A 22662-nucleotide genomic window follows, 5' to 3' on the forward strand; every position below is an offset into this window, starting at 1 on the left:
ATGACCGCAGCCGCAGAAACCGATATATTCAAGATGCAACGGAATCTGTCCGACGCCGGATTCGCCCCTTCCCTGATTCAGAAATTTCTCAAGCTATCTCAGCAAAAAAAGCGAAAGGAGCAATATCTGCTGCTGGCCCGCCATCGGGCGGAGCTGCTCGAGGAATTACATCATACGCAGTATAAAATCGACTGCCTCGACTACATGGTCTACGCCATGAAAAAAGAAGACAAGACGATTGATGAACATGTATGAGGAGGTATATATGAAACGAACGACTTTAACTAAGAAACTTCGGATAGCCCTGGCCGTCATGGCTTTTGCCGGCTGCGCGACGGGTTCCGCCGCCGATACCTCGGCAGATGCGGCTGCGCCGCTGTCCGCAAAGGCACAAAATGAAATGAAAAGACAACTCACAAAGGAGGACGCCTATATGGAAGAACAATTAACATTAACACAAGAATGGGATAAAACATTCCCCAAAAGCGATAAGGTAAATCACCGCAAGGTCACATTCTACAACCGCTACGGCATTACCCTTGCCGCCGACCTGTACGAACCGAAGCACTATGAAGGCAAGTTAGCGGCCATTGCCGTCTGCGGTCCCTTCGGCGCCGTCAAGGAGCAGGCTGCCGGCTTGTACGCTCAGACCATGGCCGAACGGGGATTTCTGACCATCGCCTTCGACCCGTCCTATACCGGCGAAAGCGGCGGCCAGCCGAGATACGTCGCCTCGCCGGACATCAACACAGAAGACTTCCAGGCAGCCGTCGATTTCCTCTCCGTTCAGGATAACGTCGACCCGGAAAAAATCGGCATCATCGGCATTTGCGGCTGGGGCGGCATGGCCCTGAACGCTGCGGCTATCGATACGCGTGTCAAAGCGACCGTCACTTCGACGATGTACGATATGACCCGCGTAACGGCCAACGGCTATTTCGACGCCGAAAACAGCGAAGAAGCTCGCTATGCAAAACGCAAAGCCATGAACGCCCAGCGCACGGAAGATTACAAAAAAGGCTCCTACGCCTTAGCCGGCGGACTGCCCGACGAGCTTCCGGCCGAAGCGCCCTTTTTCGTAAAGGATTACTACGACTACTACAAGACGAGCCGCGGCTATCATCCCCGCTCCCTCAACTCCAACGGCGGCTGGAACGTCACGTCATCCCTGTCGTTCCTGAATATGCCCATCCTGCAGTACGCCGATGAAATCCGCAGCGCCGTCCTGATTATCCACGGTGAAAAAGCCCATTCGTGCTACTTCAGCCGCGACGCCTATGCCAAATTAACGGGCGATAATAAAGAGCTCCTGATCATTCCCGGCGCAGTTCACACCGATTTATACGACAAGACCGACGTCATCCCCTTCGATAAGATAACGGAATTTTTCCGCGCCAATTTATCCTAACCGTCTCATTTCACCACAGTATCTGCACAGATGCCAAGGGAGGTATGACCAATGCATACGACTGCCATTCCCTCTATAACTCTGAATAACGGCGTATCCATGCCCATATTAGGCTTGGGTATCTACGCCCTTCACGGCACAGACTGCGAGCGTGCCGTCTGCGAAGCCATTGCCCTGGGCTACCGCCTGTTCGACACGGCCCAGATGTACGGCAACGAACGGGAACTGGGCAATGCACTAAAAGCCTGCGGCGTGCCGCGGGAAGAGCTGTTTATCACGACGAAGCTCTATTCACCGACAACGACGTATAAAAAGGCCAAAGCGGCTATTATAGAATCTCTTAAAGCGCTGCAAACCGATTATATCGACCTGCTGCTTATCCACGAGCCCTACAGCTCGTCCCTCGAGATGTATAAAGCCATGACAGAAGCCTATGAAGACGGAAAAATCAGGGCCTTGGGCATTTCCAATTTCAGCGCCGCCCGCTATTTAAACTTTATTCAATCCTGCGGCGTCATTCCGGCAGTCAATCAATTAGAAGCTCATGCCTTTTACCAGCAAAAGCATCTGCAGGCCGTCCTTGAGCAGCATGGCACGCAGATGGAAGCATGGAGCCCCTTCGCGGCCGGAAAAAATCAGTTCTTTTCTAATCCGATACTGCAGGCCATCGGAAAGCAGTACGGCAAGACGGCAGCTCAGGTCGGTCTGCGCCTCCTCGTCCAGCGCGGCGTCGTCGCCATTCCCAAGTCGGGCCATGCCGACCGGCTGAAACAAAACCTCGACATTTTCGATTTTTCCCTGTCTGACGATGACCTGCAAAAGCTCAAAGCTCTCGAAAGCGGACGCAGCTTATTCGGCTGGTACGACTAGCAGTCACTCATTCTCCCCTTGACAGGCAGGGCTGCTGCAGGCCATACTAGATGCATATCTATCATATGACATAGGAGGCTGCCATGACATTTGCATACTTAGTAATGGGCCCGTTCGACAGCCGGACGGACCGCGCCGCCATACACGACGGCATGATACAGGTAATCGGCGTCGCCGACGTGCAGGACGCGATTGCCGTCGCCAAAGAATTGCAGGAACAAGGAATCAGCTGCATTGAGCTGTGCGGAGCCTTCGGGCCGGAGAATGCCAAGAAAATCATCGACGCGACGGGAAATACCATTCCCATCGGCTTTGCAACGCACCTTCCCGAGCAGGAAGCTCTGTATCAAGCTACCTTCTCCGCATAATAGGAACGATAAAAAATGGACTGCCAGCGCATGACGGGCAGTCCATTTTATCGACTCATATGAAGTTCTGTATCATCGGCCTCTGCCGACGAATCGTCAGGCAGCTATCAGGCCTTCATCTTTTTGATTTCTTCTTCCAGTACGGGCATGACTTCAAAGAGGTCGCCGACGATGCCGTAATGAGCAAACTGGAAAATAGGAGCGTCGGGATCGGTGTTGACGGCAATGATGATGTCCGAATCCTGAACGCCTAATTTATGCTGAATGGCGCCGGATACACCGAGAGCGATGTAAATCTTCGGTGCAATTTTCTTGCCTGTAATACCGATCTGAATATCATGAGAAGCCCAGCCATTGTCGACGAGGGGCTTCGATACGCCGAATCCGGCTCCGATCGCTTCAGCGAAGGCTTTTACCTTGTTCATGCCTTCTTCATCGCCTACGCCGCGGCCTGCGCCGACGACGATTTCCGCTTCTTCCAGGCTCAGTTCCGCAACGTCGGCCGGCAGCGCTTCGAAAGCCGTGACCTTCTGTACAGCCTTCAAGCCGCCCAAATCGACGGTTTCCGTAATAATTTCACCGCTGCGGCTGTCGTCGAATCCATTGCCGCGGAAAATCTTGTCGCTAATCGTAGCCAGCTGAGGACGAGTCGTCGTCAAAATCTTGACAAACAGCTTGCCCGTATAGGCCGGACGAATCCAGGTCAGCGTATCGTCGTCGCCTTCATAGCGGACGTCGATGCAATCGGCGACGAGGCCCAAATTCATAGCGGCAGATAAGCGGCCGCCCAAATCGCGGCCGTTGTTGGACGCGCCGATGAGGATAACGCTCGGTTCGTATTTTTTAGCGACTTCTTCTACGGCCTTCGTATATAATACCGAATCAAAGGCCGCTAATTCGGGATTGCTGACGACTACGACGGCATCGGCTCCATAGGAAATCACGTCCTGCGCGGCGCTTCCGCCGCCTACGACGAGGCCCACTAACGTATTGTTACGGGCATCGGCCAATTCACGGCCTTTGCCTAATAATTCAGCGCTGAGGGGGCTTACCTTTCCATCTGCGACTTCAACGTAAACCCAGACATTTTGTTTCAATTCCATGATACGGCCCTCCTTATAACAATTTCTTTTCCGCTAACGTGCCGACGAGATGTTTGGCAGCTTCAGCAGCCGTAGCGCCGCTGATCATCGTACCGACGGGATGGGGCTCGGGAGCAAACAGTTCCGTAACCTGCGTAGCCGAGCCGGCTTTTCCTGCTTCCTGAGCGTCCAGGCCCAAATCTTCCAGGCGAAGGACGTCGAATACGGCTTTCTTAGCCATCATCGTGCCTCTGACCTTAGGCTGACGCGGCGTATTCATCGTTTCCATGACCGAGCACACTGCAGGCAAGGTAACTTCTACCGATTCGATGCCGCCGTTGACCTTGCGCGTGCCTTTGACGACATCGCCGTCGACAGCGATCGATTCGGCATAAGACAAGAGGGACATGCCCAGATGCTGGGCTACGGCCGGGGGAATCTGGCCCGTATCGCCGTCGGTCGAACGCTTGCCCGTAATGACCAAGTCTGCGCCGCCGATTTTTTCTATCGCTTTCGCCAAAATTTTTCCGGTTGCCAATGTATCTGAGCCTGCCATCCGTTCATCCGAAACGAGGACGCCTTTATCTGCGCCGATAGCGATGCCCTGACGCATGACTTCGCCGGCCAGAGCCGTCCCCATCGTCACGAGGGTAACGGTGCCGCCGACAGCCTCTTTAACGGCTACAGCCGCTTCGATAGCGTTCATATCCACGGGGTTGAGCATGGACGGAGCGCCGACGCGGACGAGATTATGGTCCTTTGCGTCGATTTGGATATCTGAAACGGCAGGTACTTGTTTTACCAAAACTACGATATTCATATTCGAACCTCCTTCGTGTTGCTGAATACTGGTTTGTTTCTTTTCTATATTATGACATAGTTTTAAAAAATAATCAACTAATAATAGATATTATTTATTTACTTTTACAAAAAATATCCCCAGCGAGCATTTTCAAAGCCCCCTGCATAAAAACGGCACGGATAGGAGAAAAAGGCCTCAGAGATTTTCTCCAAAGCCTTTTTGCTTATTTTTTCGTCGTCGCCTGTCCGCCGGGCAATTTCTTCTCCGTCGTTCGGCACGATGCGCAGCTTCCAGAACATCCGCCGCTGCAGCATCCTTTCGTTCCTTTAAACAAACCGATAACATGGCGAAGGATGTATGCCGCGGCAGCCAGTACGACGACACCGATGATAATATTGGAAAGGGTCATGACAACCGCTCCCTTCTGCAAATGATAGAGGCGCAGAATAGGAACCGACGTCGGGCGTCAGCTCCTATCTGCTTATTATAGAATATATTATGCGCCTAAGCCAAGGAGCAGCGCTCCGTGATACGTAACAAAGGCCAGCACATAGGCGAGAACGACGCACATCCCGTTCAAGAGGAAAAGCATCTTCCACGAATTGGTTTCGCGCTTGATGACCGCCATGGCCGCAACGCAAGGCATGTACAGCAGTGTAAATACCATCAGAGCCAAGCCGACAGCCGGGTTGAAGCTCGGGTCTTCCTGCAGATACGTTACGAGGTTGCCCTGATCTTCTTCGTCAGCCTGTACGCTGTAAATCGTAGCCAGCGTAGAAACCATGACTTCTTTCGCAGCCGAGCAGGCCACGATGCCTACGCCGATCTTCCAGTCAAATCCGAGAGGTGCGATGACCGGCTCAATGAAGTGACCGATGCTGGCCGCGTAACTCTGGGAAATTTTTTCCGACGCTTCTTGTTCGTCGAGAAGTGCGATCTGGTCATCTGCCGCGACTTTCAAATCGTATAAGGGCAGTGCCTGGGCATAGACCTCCGGATTTTGTGCTTCAAGGGCAGCAAATCCGGCGGGATATGCCGATTCCTCCGCATCCTCCTCAGCCGGTGCTTCGGCCGCGGCAAGCATCGACGCATACATGCCGTTCAGGGCGGCGTTATCTTCTAAGGAAGACATGCCGTAGCCTTGAAGAACAGTTGTCTGCTGCGCCGTCACCTGTTCTTCTACGTTGGTACGTGCCGCTTCAAAATCCCGAGAATATTCGACATCCATAGGATATGCCGTCAAGAACCATACGATGATGGACGCGCCGAGAATAAAGGTGCCGGCTTTTTTCAAATACAGCACGCTGCGTTCCCACATATGCATGAGCACGTCTTTTACCGTCGGAATATGATACGGCGGCAGTTCCATGACAAAGGGTTCCTTTTCCCCTTTAAAAATAGTATGACGAAGTACGACGGCAACCAAAATCGCGACGATAATCCCTAACAGGTAAATGCCGAACAGGACGGTACCGCCATTGCCGGAGGCGCCGAAGAAGGCTGCAATCAGCAGCGTGTACACGGGCAGGCGAGCGCCGCAGCTCATAAACGGCGCAGCAAAAATCGTAACAAGACGGTCTTTTTCATTGTCCAGCGTACGAGCAGCCATAATGCCCGGAACAGTGCAGCCAAAGCCGAGGATCATAGGGATAAAGGATTTGCCGTGAAGCCCCATGGCGCGCATGACGCGGTCGATGAGGAAGGCAGCGCGGGCCATATATCCCGTATCTTCCAGCAAGCTGATAAAGAAATAGAGGATAACGATGAGAGGCACGAAGCTCATGACCGAGCCGACGCCGCCGACGACGCCGTCCACGACGAGAGATCGAATTTGTTCATCGGCAATAGCATTGCTGAGCCAATCGCCGAGCATGCCGAACAGCATGTCCAGCCATTCCTGCGGATAAGCGCCGATATCGATAACAGCCGTAAACATCGCCCACATCAAAGCCAGGAAAATAGGAATGCCTAATACGCGATGCGTCAGGACGCGGTCAATTTTATCAGATAACGTATCGCCTGATCCGACAGCGATGACGGAATGATTGAAGGCCTGTACGGCAAACTGATGGCGGCACTGGGCAAAATAGAAATCTAAATCAATTTTATCTTTCAAATCATTACGCATCTTCGATGCCAAATTAATGATGTTCTGCATGCCGTCCATAGCCTTAACTTTGGCCACGACGTCCGAATCATTTTCCAGCAGCTTGACGGCCAGCCAGCGAATAGGATAATCGATGATGCCGGTTTTATTAATAGCGTCCGTCAATTCCTGAACATACGGTTCTACGTCTGTACCGTAATCCACCTTAGCATTGACAAGATTTTGCGTCTTATCCTCATCGGCAATAACTACTAAGAGGTCTTTCGTACCTATGTTTTTACTGCCGATAAGGGGAACGACGACGGCGCCGAGCTGCTGTCCTAACTTTTCCAAGTCGATTTTAACGCCCATGCGTTCGGCAATATCCATCATGTTCAGAGCCACGACGACAGGACGTCCTAATTCGACGAGCTGGGCAGCCAGGTACAGGTTGCGTTCCAAATTGGACGCGTCCAATACGTTTACGATAATATCAGGCTTTTCATTAATAATGACGTTTCTGGCTACGACTTCGTCGAGAGAGCGAGCCGTCAGGCTGTACGTGCCCGGCAAATCGACAAACAATAATTCTTTGCCGCCGAAGGAACAATGACCTTCCTTCTTTTCGACGGTAACGCCGGGATAGTTCCCAACGTGCTGCTTTGCGCCTGTGATGTTGTTAAAAATTGTCGTCTTCCCGCAGTTAGGATTACCGGCAAGGGCGATTTTTATCTTTCCTGCTTGTTCCATACCTACTAATTTCCCCCTTCCACAGCTACGCTGATCATAGCTGCTTCGTTCATGCGCAGCGCCAGGGCGCATCCTTTTACTTTGACTTCAATAGGATCGCCCAGCGGAGCCTTTTTCACTACGGTAATGCGGGTGCCTTTGACGACGCCCATGTCAACCAGCCGATGCTGGATATTGCCTCGGCCCTGCAGGGCTTCGACAATACCCGAATCACCGACCTGCATGTCTGATAATGCAATAACATTCATATTGCTGCCTCCCCTTCTCTTGGCGGAGCGCCTAACCGCAGCTGCAGCGTTCTGCCCGAGATTCTAATATACTTTTAAGCGAGTTAGCACTGCTCGTATGGGACCGAACGACCTCTACGTTCTTACGCTGCGCTTCTTTGAGGGCGCAGCGCACCATGCTGTGGCTAACCGTGCTTGTAAACAATACAACCAGGTCCGGCGAGCCGATTTTCGATTTAAAATCACTCGGAACCTGCGTAAAAACCTTAGCCTTATAAGAATATTTTTTACAAATAGTCTTATACTGACACACCATGCAATCATTTCCACCAACTATGACAACACTCATTTACCTCGCTCCTTTCATGCTCCGTAAATAATACTCACACATCCCTTCTGATTTTGATAACAAACTTCATTACCATGGCATTAGTATACAAAAATACATATCATCTGTCAACACTTTATACTAATTTTCACTATCATATTTCGCAAAATAGAATTATATAAAAAAGGCAATTCCTCTTATTATTTTCTGTACAATGCCGCTGCGGCTCTTTATCAGACAAATACAGTTTCCCTTTTGTTCGTTATGTTTCACACAAATAAAAAAGCCGGCTGCAATGGAACAAATTCCCTTGCAGTCAGCTTCTCATTGAATTCTAATCCAGCTTTTGTTAACTCCATGACAATCAATTCAATATGGGCGAGGCACTACACCACACGGCAGGCGGTTAAATCAAGCTCCTAGATTGGAGTGTTGCATATGACTCTGGACTCCATCAATGCTGCGATTGTACTGTTGATCCTCTTTATGCTCGTATTGCAGCACATAAAGAAATAACCGCCATTCTCCGTCGCAAAGTGAAGGCAGTTATTTCTACTGAACTTTAATTTGGGCGTAACCGTTTGTCGGTGTAGCGCCTTTTTTTCATGTTTATCTTATCAAAGGACCCCTTTCCTGTCAAGATTAGCGCTTTTTTATTTGTCAAACTGTGACATATACAAATCGTAATACAGTCCTTTGCATTCCATGAGCTCGTCGTGGGTTCCCTCTTCGCAAATACCGTCCTTTGTCAAGACGACGATGCGGTCGGCGTGGCGAATCGTCGCCAGACGATGAGCAATGACCAACGTCGTCCGGTTATGGGACAAATCCTGCAGAGCCTGCTGTATTTTCCGCTCTGTCTCGTTGTCCAGGGCCGACGTCGCTTCGTCCAAAATAAGGACGGGCGGATTTTTAAGGAAAACGCGGGCAATAGCCAGGCGCTGCTTTTGCCCTCCTGACAGCTTGACGCCCCGTTCGCCGATGGCGCTGTCGTATCCGTCGGGCAACTTCATGATGAATTCATGGGCGTCAGCCAGCTTTGCCGCTTCGATGATCTCATGCTCCGTCGCATCGGGCCGGCCATAGGCAATATTTTCACGAATCGAATCAGAAAAGAGAAATACGTCCTGCTGCACAATGCCGATGCTCCGCCGCAGTGACGACAGTGTATACTGCCGGATGTCTCTTCCGTCCAGAGTAATGCATCCCGCTTGAATGTCGTAAAACCGCAGGAGCAGGCTGGCCACACTGGACTTCCCTGCGCCGGTAGGCCCGACGATGGCGACAGTCTTGCCGCGGGGAATATCCAGGGAAAAACGCCGCAGCACCGGGTCCTTCCCATTATAGGAAAAGCTGACGTCTTCAAAGGCTACCCGGCCTTCTATCGTCTCGGCTGCGACGGCATCTGCACCATCGGCAACGGCCGGCGCAACGGCCATGAGCTCTTCATACCGCCGATACCCGGCCAATCCCCTCTGGTATCGCTCTGTCAGCATAGTCAGCTGCATGATGGGCCGGATAAACACCATGAGGTACATGAGAAAGGCCACGAGATCGCCCAGACTCATGACGCCGAGCATGATAAAAAAGCTTCCGGCGGCGATGATAACCAAATTCGTCAGATTAGAAAAAAAGATAATGCTGCTTGTCAAATAAGCTTCAAACATAAAGGTCCGCTGCTGGGCCCGCCGCAGCTTGTCGCTGGCGGCGATAAACTTTTTCAGTTCTACGGCTTCATTACAGAACGATTGGACGAGGCGGATGGCGTTCAGGCTTTCCATAGCCTGAGAGCTGACGAGTCCCATTTTTTCTCTGGCAGTGCGAAAGGTTTCCTTCATGTGGCGATTGAGAATCATTGTTCCCGCCGTTTTCAGCAAAATGAGAAACAAAACGAAAATAGCCAGCTGCCAATTGATATAAAACAGAAAAAAAGCGCTGCCGCACATCGTAATCAGGCAGACCATAATGAGATTCGGCATCTGAAACACCAAGTCGCCTATTTCTGAAATGTCGCTGATAATGCGGGACAAGAGCTGCCCTGTCTTGGCATTATCAAAAAACGAAAAGCTCATAGACTCGATATGGGAAAACAGGCGGCACCGCAGGTCGTTTTCGATGTGCGTGCCCATACTGCGGCCAAAGTACGACACGCAGAAGGACGAGCACAGACAGACGACGTAAAGAATAAACAAAACGGCTGCCGTATGCACTAATCGCAGCATGTCGCCGGCAGGCAGGATATCCTCCAGGATATAACGGACAATCATGGGAAAGGAAATTTCCAGCCCTGCCGTCAGAACCGAGCCGGCAATGACGAAGAATAAGATGGTATGATACGGCGCATAACACGCCCACAATCGCTTCATGCATTCTCCTCCACAAAAAACAAGGCTTGCCCAAGGAGCCGCTCCATGGCGGACAGCCCCTTTCGGCGAGCCCTTGTTAAAATCTATAACGGTAAAACTTGTAATTTATGCCCCGTGAGCCGTTTCCAATGCTAAGTATTCGCCGTCGTCGGCATGAGCACTGGCAGCGTCTGCTGCCGACTCAGCTTCCGGGTCGTAATGTACGGCGTTGATGACGGCAATTTTTAAGTCAGGCCGCAGGCCGTGCAGCTTTTCTACGGCTCCCAAATGGCCTTCGCTGTGGAAATTACCGACGACATGATACACGACGGCATCGCCATGGACATCCAGATACTCGGCTATGCTTTCTGCCATGGCATCGTCCTTGAGGCACTGGGCCATAAACATAGGCTGTACCATCGCTTCGGGCACCTTCATGCCGCCGGGCATATCGTTCATGCCGGCCATCGTCGCGGCGAACTTAGCCCGATAGGCTTCCGAGCCAGCCTTATGCACCTTAGGAAGATACAGCCGATCGGCTTCGGCAATGCCGTTTAAACTGCCAGCCTTAGCATAAGCCGCAGCCATGCGCCGGGGAATATTGCCCGTCAGCACGGGAATCCCCTTCTCCTTGGCGAATTCTACCATGGGCTTATAGGCCGTCATATACTGAGGCCAAGGGCGCGATTGAGACAAAAACAGCTCCTCGCTCAGCGTTCCGGCTAAATAATCGTCCATCGTGGTCTGTACGTCCCGTTCAAACATTTCCATGGATAAAACCAGCTTATCGCCGTGCAGGTCATGCAAGCCTTTCAGCACGTCCAGCTCGGCGTCATGTATAGGCTGGCTGTCGTGAAATTCACCGAAAAAGATAACTTGATACGCTTTTAAGCCGTCCAGCATCTCTGCTGTCGATACGGCTTTCTGTGTCGCTCCGTCTATCCACAGGACGGCCGGCGCCTTCTCCGCCGCAGGAGCCGGAGCAGTCGCCCCGGCCATTCCTGCCGCAGAGAAAACGGTCATAGCTGTCAAGAGGGAGAGGAGTCGTAGTGTACGTGATATGTTCATGAGAAATTCCTGCTTTGCTGGAAATTAGAACGTCCATTCTGCGCCGGCTACCCAGATTCGGCCATCAAGGAATACATCATAATTCTTTTTATCAAAAATATTATCTACACCGGCAAAAATGCGGTTTCCTTTACCAAATTTTTTGTTGACGACAAAATTAATCGTATTATAAGTAGCATCATGAGGAATAGTAACTTGGTTTACCGTTTCTGCCCAGCGATATTTGTTAACCCATTGACTCCATAATGTAGCCGTATATCCATAAGGATCTAAATCATCATACATGAGCTGGAGAGTCGTAATGTTCTTCGCACGGTTTTGTAACCGTTCATTTGTTGTTTCATCCATAGCGTCAATCCAGTTGCTCGTCGCTTTAATCGTCCAATATTTACCTAAACGTCTGCCTAATTCTAACTCTACACCATTAATTTGAGCTTTATCCACATTTTCATGCTGGCTAACCATTGTACCGTCTGGGTTAATAGTATATGGAGAAGTAATTAAGTTTTTAACATCGTTTTCAAAATATGTAATCTTTCCCCAATTTTTATCATCGTCGTATTCATAACTGATATCCCACGATTCCGATTCTTCCGGCTGCAAATCCGGGTTTCCCAAAACAGTAACCGTCATCAGCCCCATAGCTCGATTCATACTCATATACAATTCGCTGATTGTCGGAGCTTTAAAGCTCTTACCCCAGTTCGCTTTGAAACGGTTGTGATCGTTAATGAAATAGGTAGCGCCAATTTTAGGAGTCGTTTCTCCGCCAAAGGAGCTGTCGTGGTCATAACGGACAGATGGAATAATCAGCAGCTTATCATTGACCATCCATTCGTCCTGAATATATGCGGCATAGGTTTCCAAATCTTTTTCTGAATAATCTTTTGTTCTTTGTACACCATTACCCCAGCGATCTTCACTATGAATATTATCGCCGCCATTACCCATGCGAGTACCTTCTACCTTATTGCTGCGATATTCCGCCCCAAAAGTCAGCAAATGGTCTTCGCCAATAGCCATGGTATCCTTACCTTCAATACCAAAAAGTTTATATTTTGATTTATCCCAGTCATATCGAGGGTACATTGTACCTAAAATATTTTCCATCATACCAGGAAAAACAGCTCGATTATTGTATAAATTATTATCCTTATCTAAATAGCTGTAGTATGTCCGGATCATCCAATCATTTTTAGGGGTTTTTCCCGTCCACGCCAAGCTAAAATCTTTGCGAGTATAATCGTACCATTCTTTCTTATCCTTATTGGAATACATGGTCCCGCTAAGGAACTCATCTTTATAATCAGCTGCCGTCTGTTCGTGGTAATATCCTAAATTCAAATTTAAGTTTTGATTATTTCCTAAATCAAAATTACCGTCAAAATTAATATCTTGCGTCGGACCGTAATAATTGCTTCCATCGGCATCAGGCATTACATTTTTCCGCAGTTTTGAAAAACGCATATTCAAGCTGCCGCTGAAATTACCTTGTTTGCCAAAATTAATATGGTAATAATTGTTAATACTTTCTGTCCCTGTTGAAGCTCCTACCATGACAGACGGTTCTGCACCGGATTTCTTCGTAATGATATTGATAACGCCGCCGAGAGCATCAGAGCCGTACTGTGCTGACGCCGGGCCGCGGACGATTTCAATGCGTTCGATATCGGACAAGCTGAGACGGTCGAGGGCGTATACGTTCTGCGTTACGCTCGTATCTTCGCCGGCTCGACGCATGCCGTTGACTAAAATCAGCGTGTGATTGGTGCTCATGCCGCGGATCATGACGTTGTGGCCTGCCATGCCGGCACGGGTCACATCGACGTTGCTGGCCAGCTTCAATGCCTGATATACGTCGGTCGCTCCGAGTTTTTCAATATCTTCGGAAGTAATGACTTCGACGGACTGCGGCACGACTTTTACTTCTTCGGCAGTACGAGTCGCCGTAACGATGACGTCTTTCGTCCGCACGACGTCGCCGTCAGCAGGCGCGGCCATGACCGGCAGGCTGCCGCCTACGGCGCACAATACAGCTAAGGTCAGCATACGTTTTTTAGATGATGAAAATGAATCCATGAAATAAAACCTCCCCTTCATCTTTGAACATGGTGTCTGTCTGGAATGTTTTCCTGATGACAGAGTACGTTATTATGAAATGAATAAAAGATATGTATAATAAACGCCAAAGCGTTATTAACCGAATTTATACGGCAGCATACGGGAAGCAGGCCAGATACGCGCCGTTTTCCTCCTGTACCGTCGTGACGACGGCGCGGATACCGTAAAGAGGCTCCAGTATATCCTGTCGGAACACATCGGCTACAGGGCCGTCAGCCACGATATTTCCTTTCTTTACGGCGACGAGGCGATGGCTGTAACGAGCTGCGTGGTTTAAATCATGCATGACCATGATGACGATAATGTGCATGGTCTGATACAAATGCACGACGAGCTCCATCAGAGCCAGCTGATGGCGGATATCCAGATATGTCGTCGGTTCGTCGAGAAGCAGGATCTGCGGCTCCTTGGCCAAGGCCATGGACAGCCAAGCCCGCTGCCGTTCACCGCCGGACAGAGCCGACAAGCGGCTATGCTGGAGCGGCTCCATTTCCGTCGCCTTCAAGGCGTTGTTAATAGCCGCAATATCTAAATCGTTTAGTTTTGAAAATAATCCCTGATAGGGCAGGCGGCCGTAGGTCACCAGATCCCGCACAGTCATATCGCCCGGTGCGCTGGCCGACTGGGGCAGCATGGAAATGGTACGGGCGATTTTGTCCATCGACACGTCTTTTAAATCCTGTCCGTCCAGATATACGGCGCCGCCCGTCGGCACGAGAAGCCGTGCCAGTGATTTCAGGAGCGTCGATTTACCTGAGCCGTTCGGGCCGATAATCGACACGATTTCCGGTTTGTCAAAGGCTATGGTCAGGTCTTCCGCTATAACTCGTTCGCCGTACTGCAGGCGTAAATGGTTTGTCGTAATCGTACTCATGACTGACCCATCCTCCGTTTCAGCAAGTATAAGAAGAACGGCGCGCCGATGAAGGACATGAAAATGCCCACAGGCACTTCTACAGGACTGAACAGCGTCCGGGCCGCTACGTCGGCTACGACGACCAATACGGCGCCGAACAATGCCGAGCACGGCAGAAGGGCTTCAAAGTCCGAGCCGACGATAAGGCGCATGACATGAGGCACGATGAGACCGACAAAGCCAAGCAGACCGGCTACACTGACTGCCGATGCGGCCAGCAGAGCCGCCAAAGCAACGAGGACAGCACGAGTACGCTCCGTATTAACACCTAACGTTTTAGCTACGTCATCGCCCAGCTGGAGAGCATTGAGTCTTCGGTAGTAGCATAGCGTCCCGACGATGCCCAGCAGGCTGTACGGCAGAATCATGCGGACGTACGACCAGTTGCTTCCGGCAAAGCCGCCGGCCATCCACGATACGGTTCCCTGAATCTTATCGGAGAAAAATACCGACAGGGCCGTCATGCCGCCGCCAAAAAACGCCGCCACGGCTACGCCGGCTAAGACGAGGCGCAGCGGATTGACGCCCCGCTCGTAGGCAAGGAAAAAGACGACAGCCGCGGCAAACATAGCACCGATAAAGGCTGCAAAGGGTACGAAACTCGTAAAGGTCGGCGCAATAAGCATGAGGGCCATGGCCGCCAGACCGGCGCCGGCCGAAATGCCGATAATACCCGGGTCGGCCAGCGGGTTGCGCAGAATTCCCTGCAGGATACATCCCGACAAGGCCAGGTTAGCGCCGGCTAAGGCCGCACAGATTGCCCGCGGCATGCGCAGCGTATAAATAATGCGGTAGTTATCTGTCTGTCCCGGCGCGACGACGGCCTGATATATATCCGACAAAGAGATATGTACCGCGCCGGCGGCAATGCCTAATGCCAGAGACAGCATCAGCAGTATCAGTCCGGCGCAGAGCGTCGTCATGCGGACGACGCCGCGGTTATCTTGTTCTACGGCACGCTCCATCAGATACCTCCCTGCCCGTACAGGCAATCTGCCATATATTCCATAGCCTCGCCGATGTTGCTGCCCGGATTGACAGTAAACAGCTCCATAGGCAGATCATAAATGCGGCCGTTTTTAACTGCCGACGTCTGACTCCACGCTTCATTCGTCTGCATTTGTTCCTTGAAGCGAGCCAGATTTTCCGGTGTATTACCCATGGAAATGATGAAGACGACTTCCGGGTCCTGCTTGACGACGTATTCCAAACTCAGAGGAATAAACTGGCCCGTCAGGGATGTATCCAGTTCGGCAATATTTACACCGTGAAGGCGCTGCAGCAAATCGCCGGAAAATGTCTCGCTGCTGGCCATGCTGTTGCTGTCCGGGTTGCTGAACAAAATCAGTGTCCGCGGGCCCGTCTTGCCTTCAGTCATAGCGACAGCATCACGGCACTGCTTGACAATTCTGTCCGTCTCTTCCTGGGCTTTTGCCGTATTGCCGGTCAATTCGCCAAAAAACTTCATCGTTTTCAGCGTGTCCTCGTAATTGTCCAGCGAGTTGATATACAGCGGAATATGATTCTGCTTCATCGTTTCCCGCAGCTGATTATGGAACGGCACGTTGACGCCGATGACCAAATCGGGTTTTAAGGACAATATTTTTTCGATATTCGGCGAATGAATAATGCCGATTTCCGGCACGTCAGCGACGGCTTTTGCCAGTTCCGGCGACAGCGACTGCGACGTCGGCCTGCCGACAACCTGCGACGCTCCGCCGGCTGCAACGTACATATCCATGTTGGACGCATTTAAAAAGACAACACGCTGCGGATGCTCCGGGATCTCCATTGTCTCACCCGTACTGTCCGTCACCTGCCGCATGGCTGCCGTCGATGTCGACGTACCGCCCTGCATCATCATGTATACGATGCCGCCGAACAAGCATAGGACAAATGCCATCACAACGTATAAAACTGCTTTGCGCAATCAAATCCCTCCCTAATACATACAATATGATATAGGCTGCATTTTATTAAAGAAATGATAATCACTATCTGTTATTGTAGCAGAGTTATCTCATGTTTTCCACTCCAAATAGACATAAAAATAATCCATTTCGTTATTTTAATAAATAATGATTATCCCAATGCTACGTCAAGAGTCATCATAATCGTAAACCCTAAGGAAAAGGAAAGAGCGCCGACATTAGAATGCTCACCGGCAGACATTTCCGGAATCAGCTCTTCCACGACGACGTACAGCATTGCGCCGGCAGCCAGGCTCAGCAGATACGGCAGCAGCGGCACGACAAGACTGGTCAGCCATATCGTTGCGACGGCGCCGACGGGTTCTACGACCCCTGACAGCATCCCGCCGGCAAAGGCCCGGTGAGATGACAGGCCGGCTGCGCGCAGAGGCATGGAAATAATGGCTCCTTCCGGAAAATTCTGGATCGCGATCCCCAGCGATAAGGCAATAGCACCAGCCAGGCTTATTCCTTCCTGCCCCGACAAAAACGCAGCATACACGACGCCTACAGCCATGCCTTCCGGAATATTGTGCAGCGTAACAGCCAATACGAGCATAGTCGTCTTTTTCAAATGTGCCCGTATCCCTTCCGGCTCGTCGCTGTTCAGGTGCAGATGGGGCACACAGCGGTCGAGAAGAAGCAGCATGGCAACACCGATCCAGAACCCGGCAACTGCCGGTATAAAAGCCCATTTTCCCCATGAAGCAGCCTGCTCCATAGCAGGAATAAGCAGACTCCATACAGATGCAGCAGTCATAACACCAGCAGAAAATCCCATCAGCGTCCGCTGCAGTTCTTGGTGCAATTGTCCTTTCACAACATACGCACAGGCAGCGCCTAACGTCGTTCCTAAAAAAGGAATGAGAATCCCAATCGTAATATCAATCATAGCGTCCTCCTTAATCTATTAGGCCGGAACGCCGCAGCACTGCCCCTGCTCTATTTTCGCTGTGATTTCCTGTAATCCCGCGGAAGCATGCCGGTCATTTTCTGAAACAGCATGGAAAATTTGCTGCTGTTGGCATACCCTACACGATTGGCTATCTGCAAAACGCTTTCTTCTGTCTCGGCGAGCATGCGCATCGCTTCGCTGACGCGCAGCTCCTGCAGGTGTTGGCCGATAGAGCTTCCATATACGCTTTTAAAACACCGCTTCAGCGTCGTCGGCGCAATGTGATGCTCCTCAGCCAATTCTTCCAGACGTTTCTTCGTCGTCAGGTTTTCCAGTAATTCCAGATGAATGGCCTTGACGATATCCGCCTGCCGTTTTGTCACGTAAACATACTTGTTCCGCTCAGGCTGAATCGTTCCAAGAAACAGAAATATTTCCAATATTTTGAGCTGGCAGTACCGGCGGCGAATACCTTCCGGCACCTGATACAATTCTTCAAACAGATGCTGCATGTTCTTATTTTCTTTCATGATAAGGCCGAAGTCCGATTCTTTGCAAAATCGGTTGCATAAGGCCGTCAAATCACCGTCATCTTCCAGCAGTTTGTCAACGACTGGCTGAGCCTTGGACACGGAGCATAAAATAGACACCCCATGGTAATGAGCTGACGGAAAGAAAATAGAATGACAATATTCCTGGTGGTGCCGCCAGCCGACAGACATGTCGCCAGGCCCCATATAGAGAAATTCGCCGTTCTGAAAATTACATTCTATACGGCCTTCCTCACAATGATTGATGGCAAACAAGCCCTGCGTTACGGGATGGCTCCGACAGGAAAAGGATTCAATATGCGCGTCTATATAGACGAGATCGATGCCCGGATATACGGGATACGACGTCAGACGTGCCGTACCCGTATTATTTTGTATTTCAAACACAACCCTCTCTTCAGAAGATTCGATCATCCGCATAGTATCCATTATTATACTGCACCCTTTCTTGAATAACCAGCTCTAATTTAAATTAAAATCGATATACCTGACGCACAGCTTTTCCCTCTCTGGCAAATTGACCCCAAAGAAAGACAGCTTCAGACGGAGAAATCTCGATGACATGGAGGACGACGGGCATTTTCCGCAGCCGTTCTTCAGCAATACCCTTGGCCGCCGCGGCCGCAGCATAGCCTTCGTCCTGTGGTTCGAGAATCTGTGCCGTGCCGCTCAGCTGCAGTCCTGCCAAATGGGAAAAATCGGAAAATGGCTCGCATACGGAAAAACTGACATGCGGATCACGGTATATATTCGCAAATTTTCGTCCGCCTTCGCTGAACAGGTATATTTTTTTATGCCAATATACGTACTCGATCGGCGTCGTCCGAATATTCCGTCCCCATCCAGTAGCTAAAACGCCCGTAGTATGACTCGTCAGGAACGTTTCTAATGCCTGCCATGCCGTACTGTCGCTGTCCGGCACAGCAGCCGGAGGCGGCTGTATTGTCTCAGCAGCACGTATGACCCCTTCTGTAACGTCACTCGCCGGAATAAACGCAGACAAGGCGATAGGCCGTTTCAGCAGCATTTCAGCCTGACGGCGCAGCCGCTGTACCGACAATTCATTATCACCAATGACAATGAGTCCCCATATTGTATCTGGTTCCGCATGCTGCACAACCTCTGCCAAGGGCTGTACTGCCTGTTTTTCCGTCAAAACCAGCAAGATCCGCTTATATTGACGCAGCGATACGTCTTCCCGGCATTCCGCATACCGACTCATGCTGAGTATACTGCCGATCATGACGGCAATGCGCCGTGCCGCAGCATTTTCGTAATATAGGCAAAGAGTATTCATGATTGCTTCCCCTTTCTGGATTGTCACGCAGCCAATTTTCTGTATCTCCTACTCTTTATTATGAATTTTATGATATAGATTGTCAATATCATACTTATGTATATGTTATATTTTTCACGCGATTAGATATGGCAAAGACTGCAACAGATATTCGTTGCAGTCTTTACACAGAGGAGTGCAGCTATCTATGAGTGATTTTTCATTTGCTTCATAATGGCTTGCAACTCATCCTGACTCATATGGCGCATGGCTTCAGCCATTTTTTTCATAGCTTCCACGCTGGGCGTGCCGCTCATAGCTTTCATCCGCTTCATGGCCTCTACCATAGACGCAGTTTTCTTCGAATCTTGCGCAGCTACGCGTTCCATCACCATGGCAATTTTCCCAGTCATGAGGTACTGGATGCATTCCAACGTCGTCTGCGTGATGTTGACCTGCCAGAACTGACCAGCATCCGTCAGCGTATACATGACGCCGTTATATGTTACAAGACCGCGTGTCTCCCACAGCTTATACAGCCATTCCAGATCTTTCAGCTTGTCGTCAAAGGCGTATATTTTATTTAAATCCATATAGCACATTTCCAGCTGGTTCTGCACCGCATCGACAATCGACTGCAGCGGCGACTGCTTCATGAGCGCCATAAAGGGCTTTTTGCCTGCTTCGACAAACATTTCATACGGTGCAATGGCCCGGTGAAGCATCGTCGAATAGCCGTCTACACTGCCTCCGGCGCCGCTGCCGAAGGGGAACATGGACGAACCGGAGCGGGCCAGTGTATTGTACAGGCTCCGCTCGCGGTTGCTGCAGCTCCAATGGCAGACATTCAGGCGGCGATACGCCCGCTGTTCCAGATAGGTCTTGGCAAAGGCAAACATGCCGGCCTGGTAATCCGTCGTCGCTGCCGGCGGCAGCGCGCCGCGGGCAATAGCCTTATTCAAATCGCTGCCGTCAAAAACGTTGAGCTGATACAAATCAGCGCCGTCTACGCCGGACTGAATCAGCAGATCCAAATCTTCCTTCCAGACCTGCATGTCCTGACCGGGCAGACCGTAAATGAGGTCGACGACGACAGCACACTGGTTGTAATCAAGAAGGCTCCGCAGATTTTTCAATACCGTTTCTTCATCGTCCAATCGTCCGACAGAACGGCGGATATCTGTATGAAAGGACTGAACGCCCAAAGACATGCGGTTTACACCATTTGCCAGCCAAACGTCTATCTTTTCCGGTACTAGATCATGAATACGACCTTCCAGGGTCAGCTCGTAATCATTGGCCAAGGGCAGGCAGCGGCAAATCGCCTGCAGCAGCCGTCCGGCATTTTTCGGAGACAAGGATGTCGGCGTACCTCCGCCGATAAATACGGCATGAATAAGGCTGTCCTTTAAGCGCGGCAAGTCAGCAGAGGCTTCCAGTTCCTGAATCAGGCAGTCCACATAATGGTCTTCTACATCCTGATTCGTCCCATTTTGAAAAAATCCGCAGTACAAGCATTTGGTCTTGCAGAACGGAATATGTATATACGCCGTCTGGATGTCCTTTTTAGCCGGTGCAGACGCCATGATGCGCTGCCAAACCTGCTGCGATTCATCAGGCGGGACAACCGTGCCGTGCAGGCCGGCATGAACGACGCGTTTTCGCGGAAACGCGTCCGTCAGCGGGCTGTCCGTTTCCGCGCCGAATTGGAAAATGCGCTGCTCTGGCGGCAAGCTGTGAAATAGTTCTTCTAAACTCATATGCGCGTCTCCCTTATTCCGCAGCAAGCTTCTTCATGACATCTGCCGCAAAGGCTTTGGCATTTTCCAGATCAGCAGCATCGGGATGCTTGGCTGCTTCGGCATGGAGTGCCTCCCGTTCCGGCGTTCTGCCATGGGGATGGCCAGCGGGGAACTGCTTGTACATCATTTCAATAAGCTTGGGGTCTACTGCGCCCTGGCAGATAAATTTTCCGGCGACATGAACGCCTTCCGGTAAAAAGGCCGCACCGTTATCCAGGCTCTTCGCCGCATGCTCCGACTTCGGATCGGCTCCTAACGTTGCAAATATAGCGACGTGCTTATTCGTCAGCTGTTTCAGCATATCCTGCGAATCCTTATCCGCCGTGCCGCGGTCCACCCAAAATCCGAGGAACACGCAGTCGCAGCTGTCAATATCAGCCGGCGCCTCTTTAACGGAAAGGCAAGGCGTCCCTGCCGGCAGGGCTTCGGCAATTGCTTCGGCCACCTTTTTAGTATTTCCTGTACGCGTCGAGTACAAAACGATCGTTTTCATACATACACTCTCCTTTTATGGCATAATTTTTTTATACTTGATACAAATCTCGTTTCTTCAGCTCCGGGTCTCCTGACCGAAAAAAACGATCCGACTAACCGGGGGAAAATTAATTCAAATTAAAGGTAACGGGCACGTTTACCGTTACATCCTGCCCGCTGGCATTTGGATACGGGCAGGCGGCATATACAGCGTTAAGAGCTGCCTTATCCAAAATACTCTGTCCCGATGAGCCGGATACATAGGCATTGACGCAGTTTCCGCTGCTGTCCAGCGTAACTGTAACGGTAACGGAACCAGTCAAACCGCGGCGGACAGCCATAGGCGGATAGGATTTATTGGCGTTGACAGCAGACCAGAACCCATCGGAATCAAACGGTGATGAACCGGTCCCTTCTGCGCCGCTGTAACCGCTGCCCTGACCGTCGCCGGCACCTTCTCCATAGCCCTGGCCATCGCCTGTTCCGTCTCCGACGCCTGAGCCAGTACCCGTACCGCTGCCAGCTCCCGCACTGCTGCCGGCACCACCTCCGCCAGCAGCAGACGAACTGGCGGCAGCCGGAACGGGCTGATTGCCGGGAGCCGGTTCCGGCACGGCATCTGACAACTGCGGATGAGGCATAATAGCCGATTGGCTGGCATCTATTTGCGCCACACGCTCGGCTACGGCTGTTTCAGACAGCTTTTCCGGGAACAGTTCGCCGCCGCTGCCGCCGCCGGCATGCCCGCTGCCAGCACTAGACAGTTCGCTGGCGTCTAAATCTATGACATACATCTGCTGTTGTTCCTGCTGCATCACAGCTCCGGCAAGAAACATAGCCGCCGCGCCTACGACAAGCAGGTGGACTACTGCCGAGCCGGCATAGGCTCGTATCCATGAAATTTCCCGCATAGGCGTCATCCCTTCTGTTCTGCAGCGATGGCCAGACGCTTAACACCAGCTGATTTCAACATATCCATGACAGCAACTACCTGACCATGAGCCGTACGGCGGTCGGCCTGCAGAATTACGGCGGCGTTGGCATTTTCTGCCATGTGCCGCTTCATCAGTTTCGATGCTTCGTCAAAGCTGACAGGACGATTATCCATCGTAATATGCCCTTCCGCATCAACCGTCAGGATAATGGGCATCTGCACAGGCGCCGCCGCGCTCTGAGCCTGAGGGAGCTGGACGGACAGCGCTTTCTGCGCCACGGTCTGCAGGCTGTTCATCATAAAAAACACAAGCAGGAAAAAGATAATATCAATCATCGGAATAATCATAAAAGCCGGTTTCTTTTTCATCCTGACATTCGTAAACATCA

Annotated in this window: 23 protein-coding genes; 4 read left to right on the forward strand and 19 right to left on the reverse strand. The window is 51.0% G+C overall.

From position 1 onward, the window contains the following. The 4 genes from E0L13_RS02100 (at position 1) to E0L13_RS02115 (ending at position 2646) form a co-directional block, all read left to right on the forward strand. Positions 1-255, forward strand: coding sequence for a hypothetical protein (locus E0L13_RS02100; protein WP_168059943.1), 255 nt, complete (start codon positions 1-3; stop codon positions 253-255). A gap of 10 nt (positions 256-265) precedes the next feature. Further along, the gene (locus tag E0L13_RS02105; RefSeq protein WP_240924631.1) at positions 266-1408 is read left to right on the forward strand and encodes an alpha/beta hydrolase; all 1143 of its coding nucleotides are present in this window, start codon (positions 266-268) and stop codon (positions 1406-1408) included. A 51-nt stretch (positions 1409-1459) separates the two neighbouring features. Next, positions 1460-2278: an aldo/keto reductase gene (locus E0L13_RS02110; RefSeq protein ID WP_206081462.1), complete on the forward strand. Its 819-nt coding sequence runs from the start codon at positions 1460-1462 to the stop codon at positions 2276-2278. 83 nt (positions 2279-2361) lie between these two features. Further along, positions 2362-2646 (forward strand): DUF6506 family protein, encoded by a 285-nt coding sequence (locus E0L13_RS02115; protein WP_087477097.1) that lies wholly within the window; start codon positions 2362-2364, stop codon positions 2644-2646. 107 nt (positions 2647-2753) lie between these two features. On the opposite strand, the gene E0L13_RS02120 is transcribed toward E0L13_RS02115, so the two are convergent. The 19 genes from E0L13_RS02120 to E0L13_RS02210 all read right to left on the reverse strand — a co-directional run bounded on the left by E0L13_RS02120 (position 2754) and on the right by E0L13_RS02210 (position 22660). Further along, positions 2754-3749: an electron transfer flavoprotein subunit alpha/FixB family protein gene (locus E0L13_RS02120; RefSeq protein ID WP_168059945.1), complete on the reverse strand. Its 996-nt coding sequence runs from the start codon at positions 3747-3749 to the stop codon at positions 2754-2756. Positions 3750-3762: 13 nt separating this feature from the next. Beyond that, positions 3763-4548, reverse strand: coding sequence for an electron transfer flavoprotein subunit beta/FixA family protein (locus E0L13_RS02125; RefSeq protein ID WP_168059947.1), 786 nt, complete (start codon positions 4546-4548; stop codon positions 3763-3765). A 205-nt stretch (positions 4549-4753) separates the two neighbouring features. Beyond that, complete coding sequence (locus tag E0L13_RS02130) at positions 4754-4939, reverse strand: FeoB-associated Cys-rich membrane protein (protein ID WP_168059949.1); 186 nt, start codon at positions 4937-4939, stop codon at positions 4754-4756. Between the two features lie 87 nt (positions 4940-5026). Beyond that, on the reverse strand, positions 5027-7366 hold the full coding sequence (feoB, locus tag E0L13_RS02135; RefSeq protein ID WP_168059951.1) for a ferrous iron transport protein B: 2340 nt from the start codon (positions 7364-7366) through the stop codon (positions 5027-5029). A 5-nt stretch (positions 7367-7371) separates the two neighbouring features. Next, positions 7372-7614: a FeoA family protein gene (locus E0L13_RS02140; RefSeq protein WP_107195904.1), complete on the reverse strand. Its 243-nt coding sequence runs from the start codon at positions 7612-7614 to the stop codon at positions 7372-7374. A 31-nt stretch (positions 7615-7645) separates the two neighbouring features. Beyond that, positions 7646-7942 carry a DUF2325 domain-containing protein gene (locus tag E0L13_RS02145; protein WP_107195903.1) on the reverse strand — a complete coding sequence of 99 codons (297 nt, stop codon included), beginning with the start codon at positions 7940-7942 and terminating at the stop codon, positions 7646-7648. Between the two features lie 632 nt (positions 7943-8574). Then, entirely contained in the window at positions 8575-10287 is a 1713-nt protein-coding gene (locus E0L13_RS02150) for an ABC transporter ATP-binding protein (RefSeq protein ID WP_168059953.1), read from the reverse strand. A 105-nt stretch (positions 10288-10392) separates the two neighbouring features. Further along, entirely contained in the window at positions 10393-11334 is a 942-nt protein-coding gene (locus E0L13_RS02155) for a ChaN family lipoprotein (RefSeq protein WP_168059955.1), read from the reverse strand. 24 nt (positions 11335-11358) lie between these two features. Next, positions 11359-13413 carry a TonB-dependent receptor gene (locus tag E0L13_RS02160; RefSeq protein ID WP_168059957.1) on the reverse strand — a complete coding sequence of 685 codons (2055 nt, stop codon included), beginning with the start codon at positions 13411-13413 and terminating at the stop codon, positions 11359-11361. Positions 13414-13540: 127 nt separating this feature from the next. Then, positions 13541-14329, reverse strand: coding sequence for an ABC transporter ATP-binding protein (locus E0L13_RS02165; RefSeq protein ID WP_168059959.1), 789 nt, complete (start codon positions 14327-14329; stop codon positions 13541-13543). Beyond that, a complete protein-coding gene (locus tag E0L13_RS02170) occupies positions 14326-15336 on the reverse strand; it encodes an iron ABC transporter permease (protein WP_095629846.1) in 1011 nt (336 codons plus the stop codon). Before E0L13_RS02170 ends, E0L13_RS02165 begins: the two co-directional genes overlap by 4 nt. After that, the gene (locus E0L13_RS02175; RefSeq protein ID WP_239386283.1) at positions 15336-16274 is read right to left on the reverse strand and encodes an ABC transporter substrate-binding protein; all 939 of its coding nucleotides are present in this window, start codon (positions 16272-16274) and stop codon (positions 15336-15338) included. The genes E0L13_RS02170 and E0L13_RS02175 overlap by 1 nt, the downstream gene beginning before the upstream one ends. Positions 16275-16453: 179 nt before the next feature. Then, positions 16454-17233 carry a ZIP family metal transporter gene (locus E0L13_RS02180; RefSeq protein WP_168059961.1) on the reverse strand — a complete coding sequence of 260 codons (780 nt, stop codon included), beginning with the start codon at positions 17231-17233 and terminating at the stop codon, positions 16454-16456. A gap of 50 nt (positions 17234-17283) precedes the next feature. Beyond that, positions 17284-18216: an AraC family transcriptional regulator gene (locus E0L13_RS02185; RefSeq protein ID WP_168059963.1), complete on the reverse strand. Its 933-nt coding sequence runs from the start codon at positions 18214-18216 to the stop codon at positions 17284-17286. Positions 18217-18259: 43 nt separating this feature from the next. Next, positions 18260-19084: a pyridoxamine 5'-phosphate oxidase family protein gene (locus tag E0L13_RS02190; RefSeq protein WP_168059965.1), complete on the reverse strand. Its 825-nt coding sequence runs from the start codon at positions 19082-19084 to the stop codon at positions 18260-18262. A gap of 185 nt (positions 19085-19269) precedes the next feature. Then, positions 19270-20823, reverse strand: a complete 1554-nt coding sequence (gene hutW / locus E0L13_RS02195) for a heme anaerobic degradation radical SAM methyltransferase ChuW/HutW (RefSeq protein WP_168059967.1) — start codon at positions 20821-20823, stop codon at positions 19270-19272. 13 nt (positions 20824-20836) lie between these two features. Next, positions 20837-21358 carry a flavodoxin family protein gene (locus E0L13_RS02200; RefSeq protein ID WP_168059969.1) on the reverse strand — a complete coding sequence of 174 codons (522 nt, stop codon included), beginning with the start codon at positions 21356-21358 and terminating at the stop codon, positions 20837-20839. 109 nt (positions 21359-21467) lie between these two features. Then, positions 21468-22250, reverse strand: a complete 783-nt coding sequence (locus E0L13_RS02205) for an energy transducer TonB (RefSeq protein WP_168059971.1) — start codon at positions 22248-22250, stop codon at positions 21468-21470. Between the two features lie 5 nt (positions 22251-22255). Further along, on the reverse strand, positions 22256-22660 hold the full coding sequence (locus E0L13_RS02210; protein ID WP_168059973.1) for a biopolymer transporter ExbD: 405 nt from the start codon (positions 22658-22660) through the stop codon (positions 22256-22258). Positions 22661-22662: the final 2 nt, after the last annotated feature.

It is taken from the genome of Megasphaera sp. SW808, from assembly GCF_012027795.1.
GTDB lineage: Bacteria > Bacillota > Negativicutes > Veillonellales > Megasphaeraceae > Megasphaera > Megasphaera stantonii.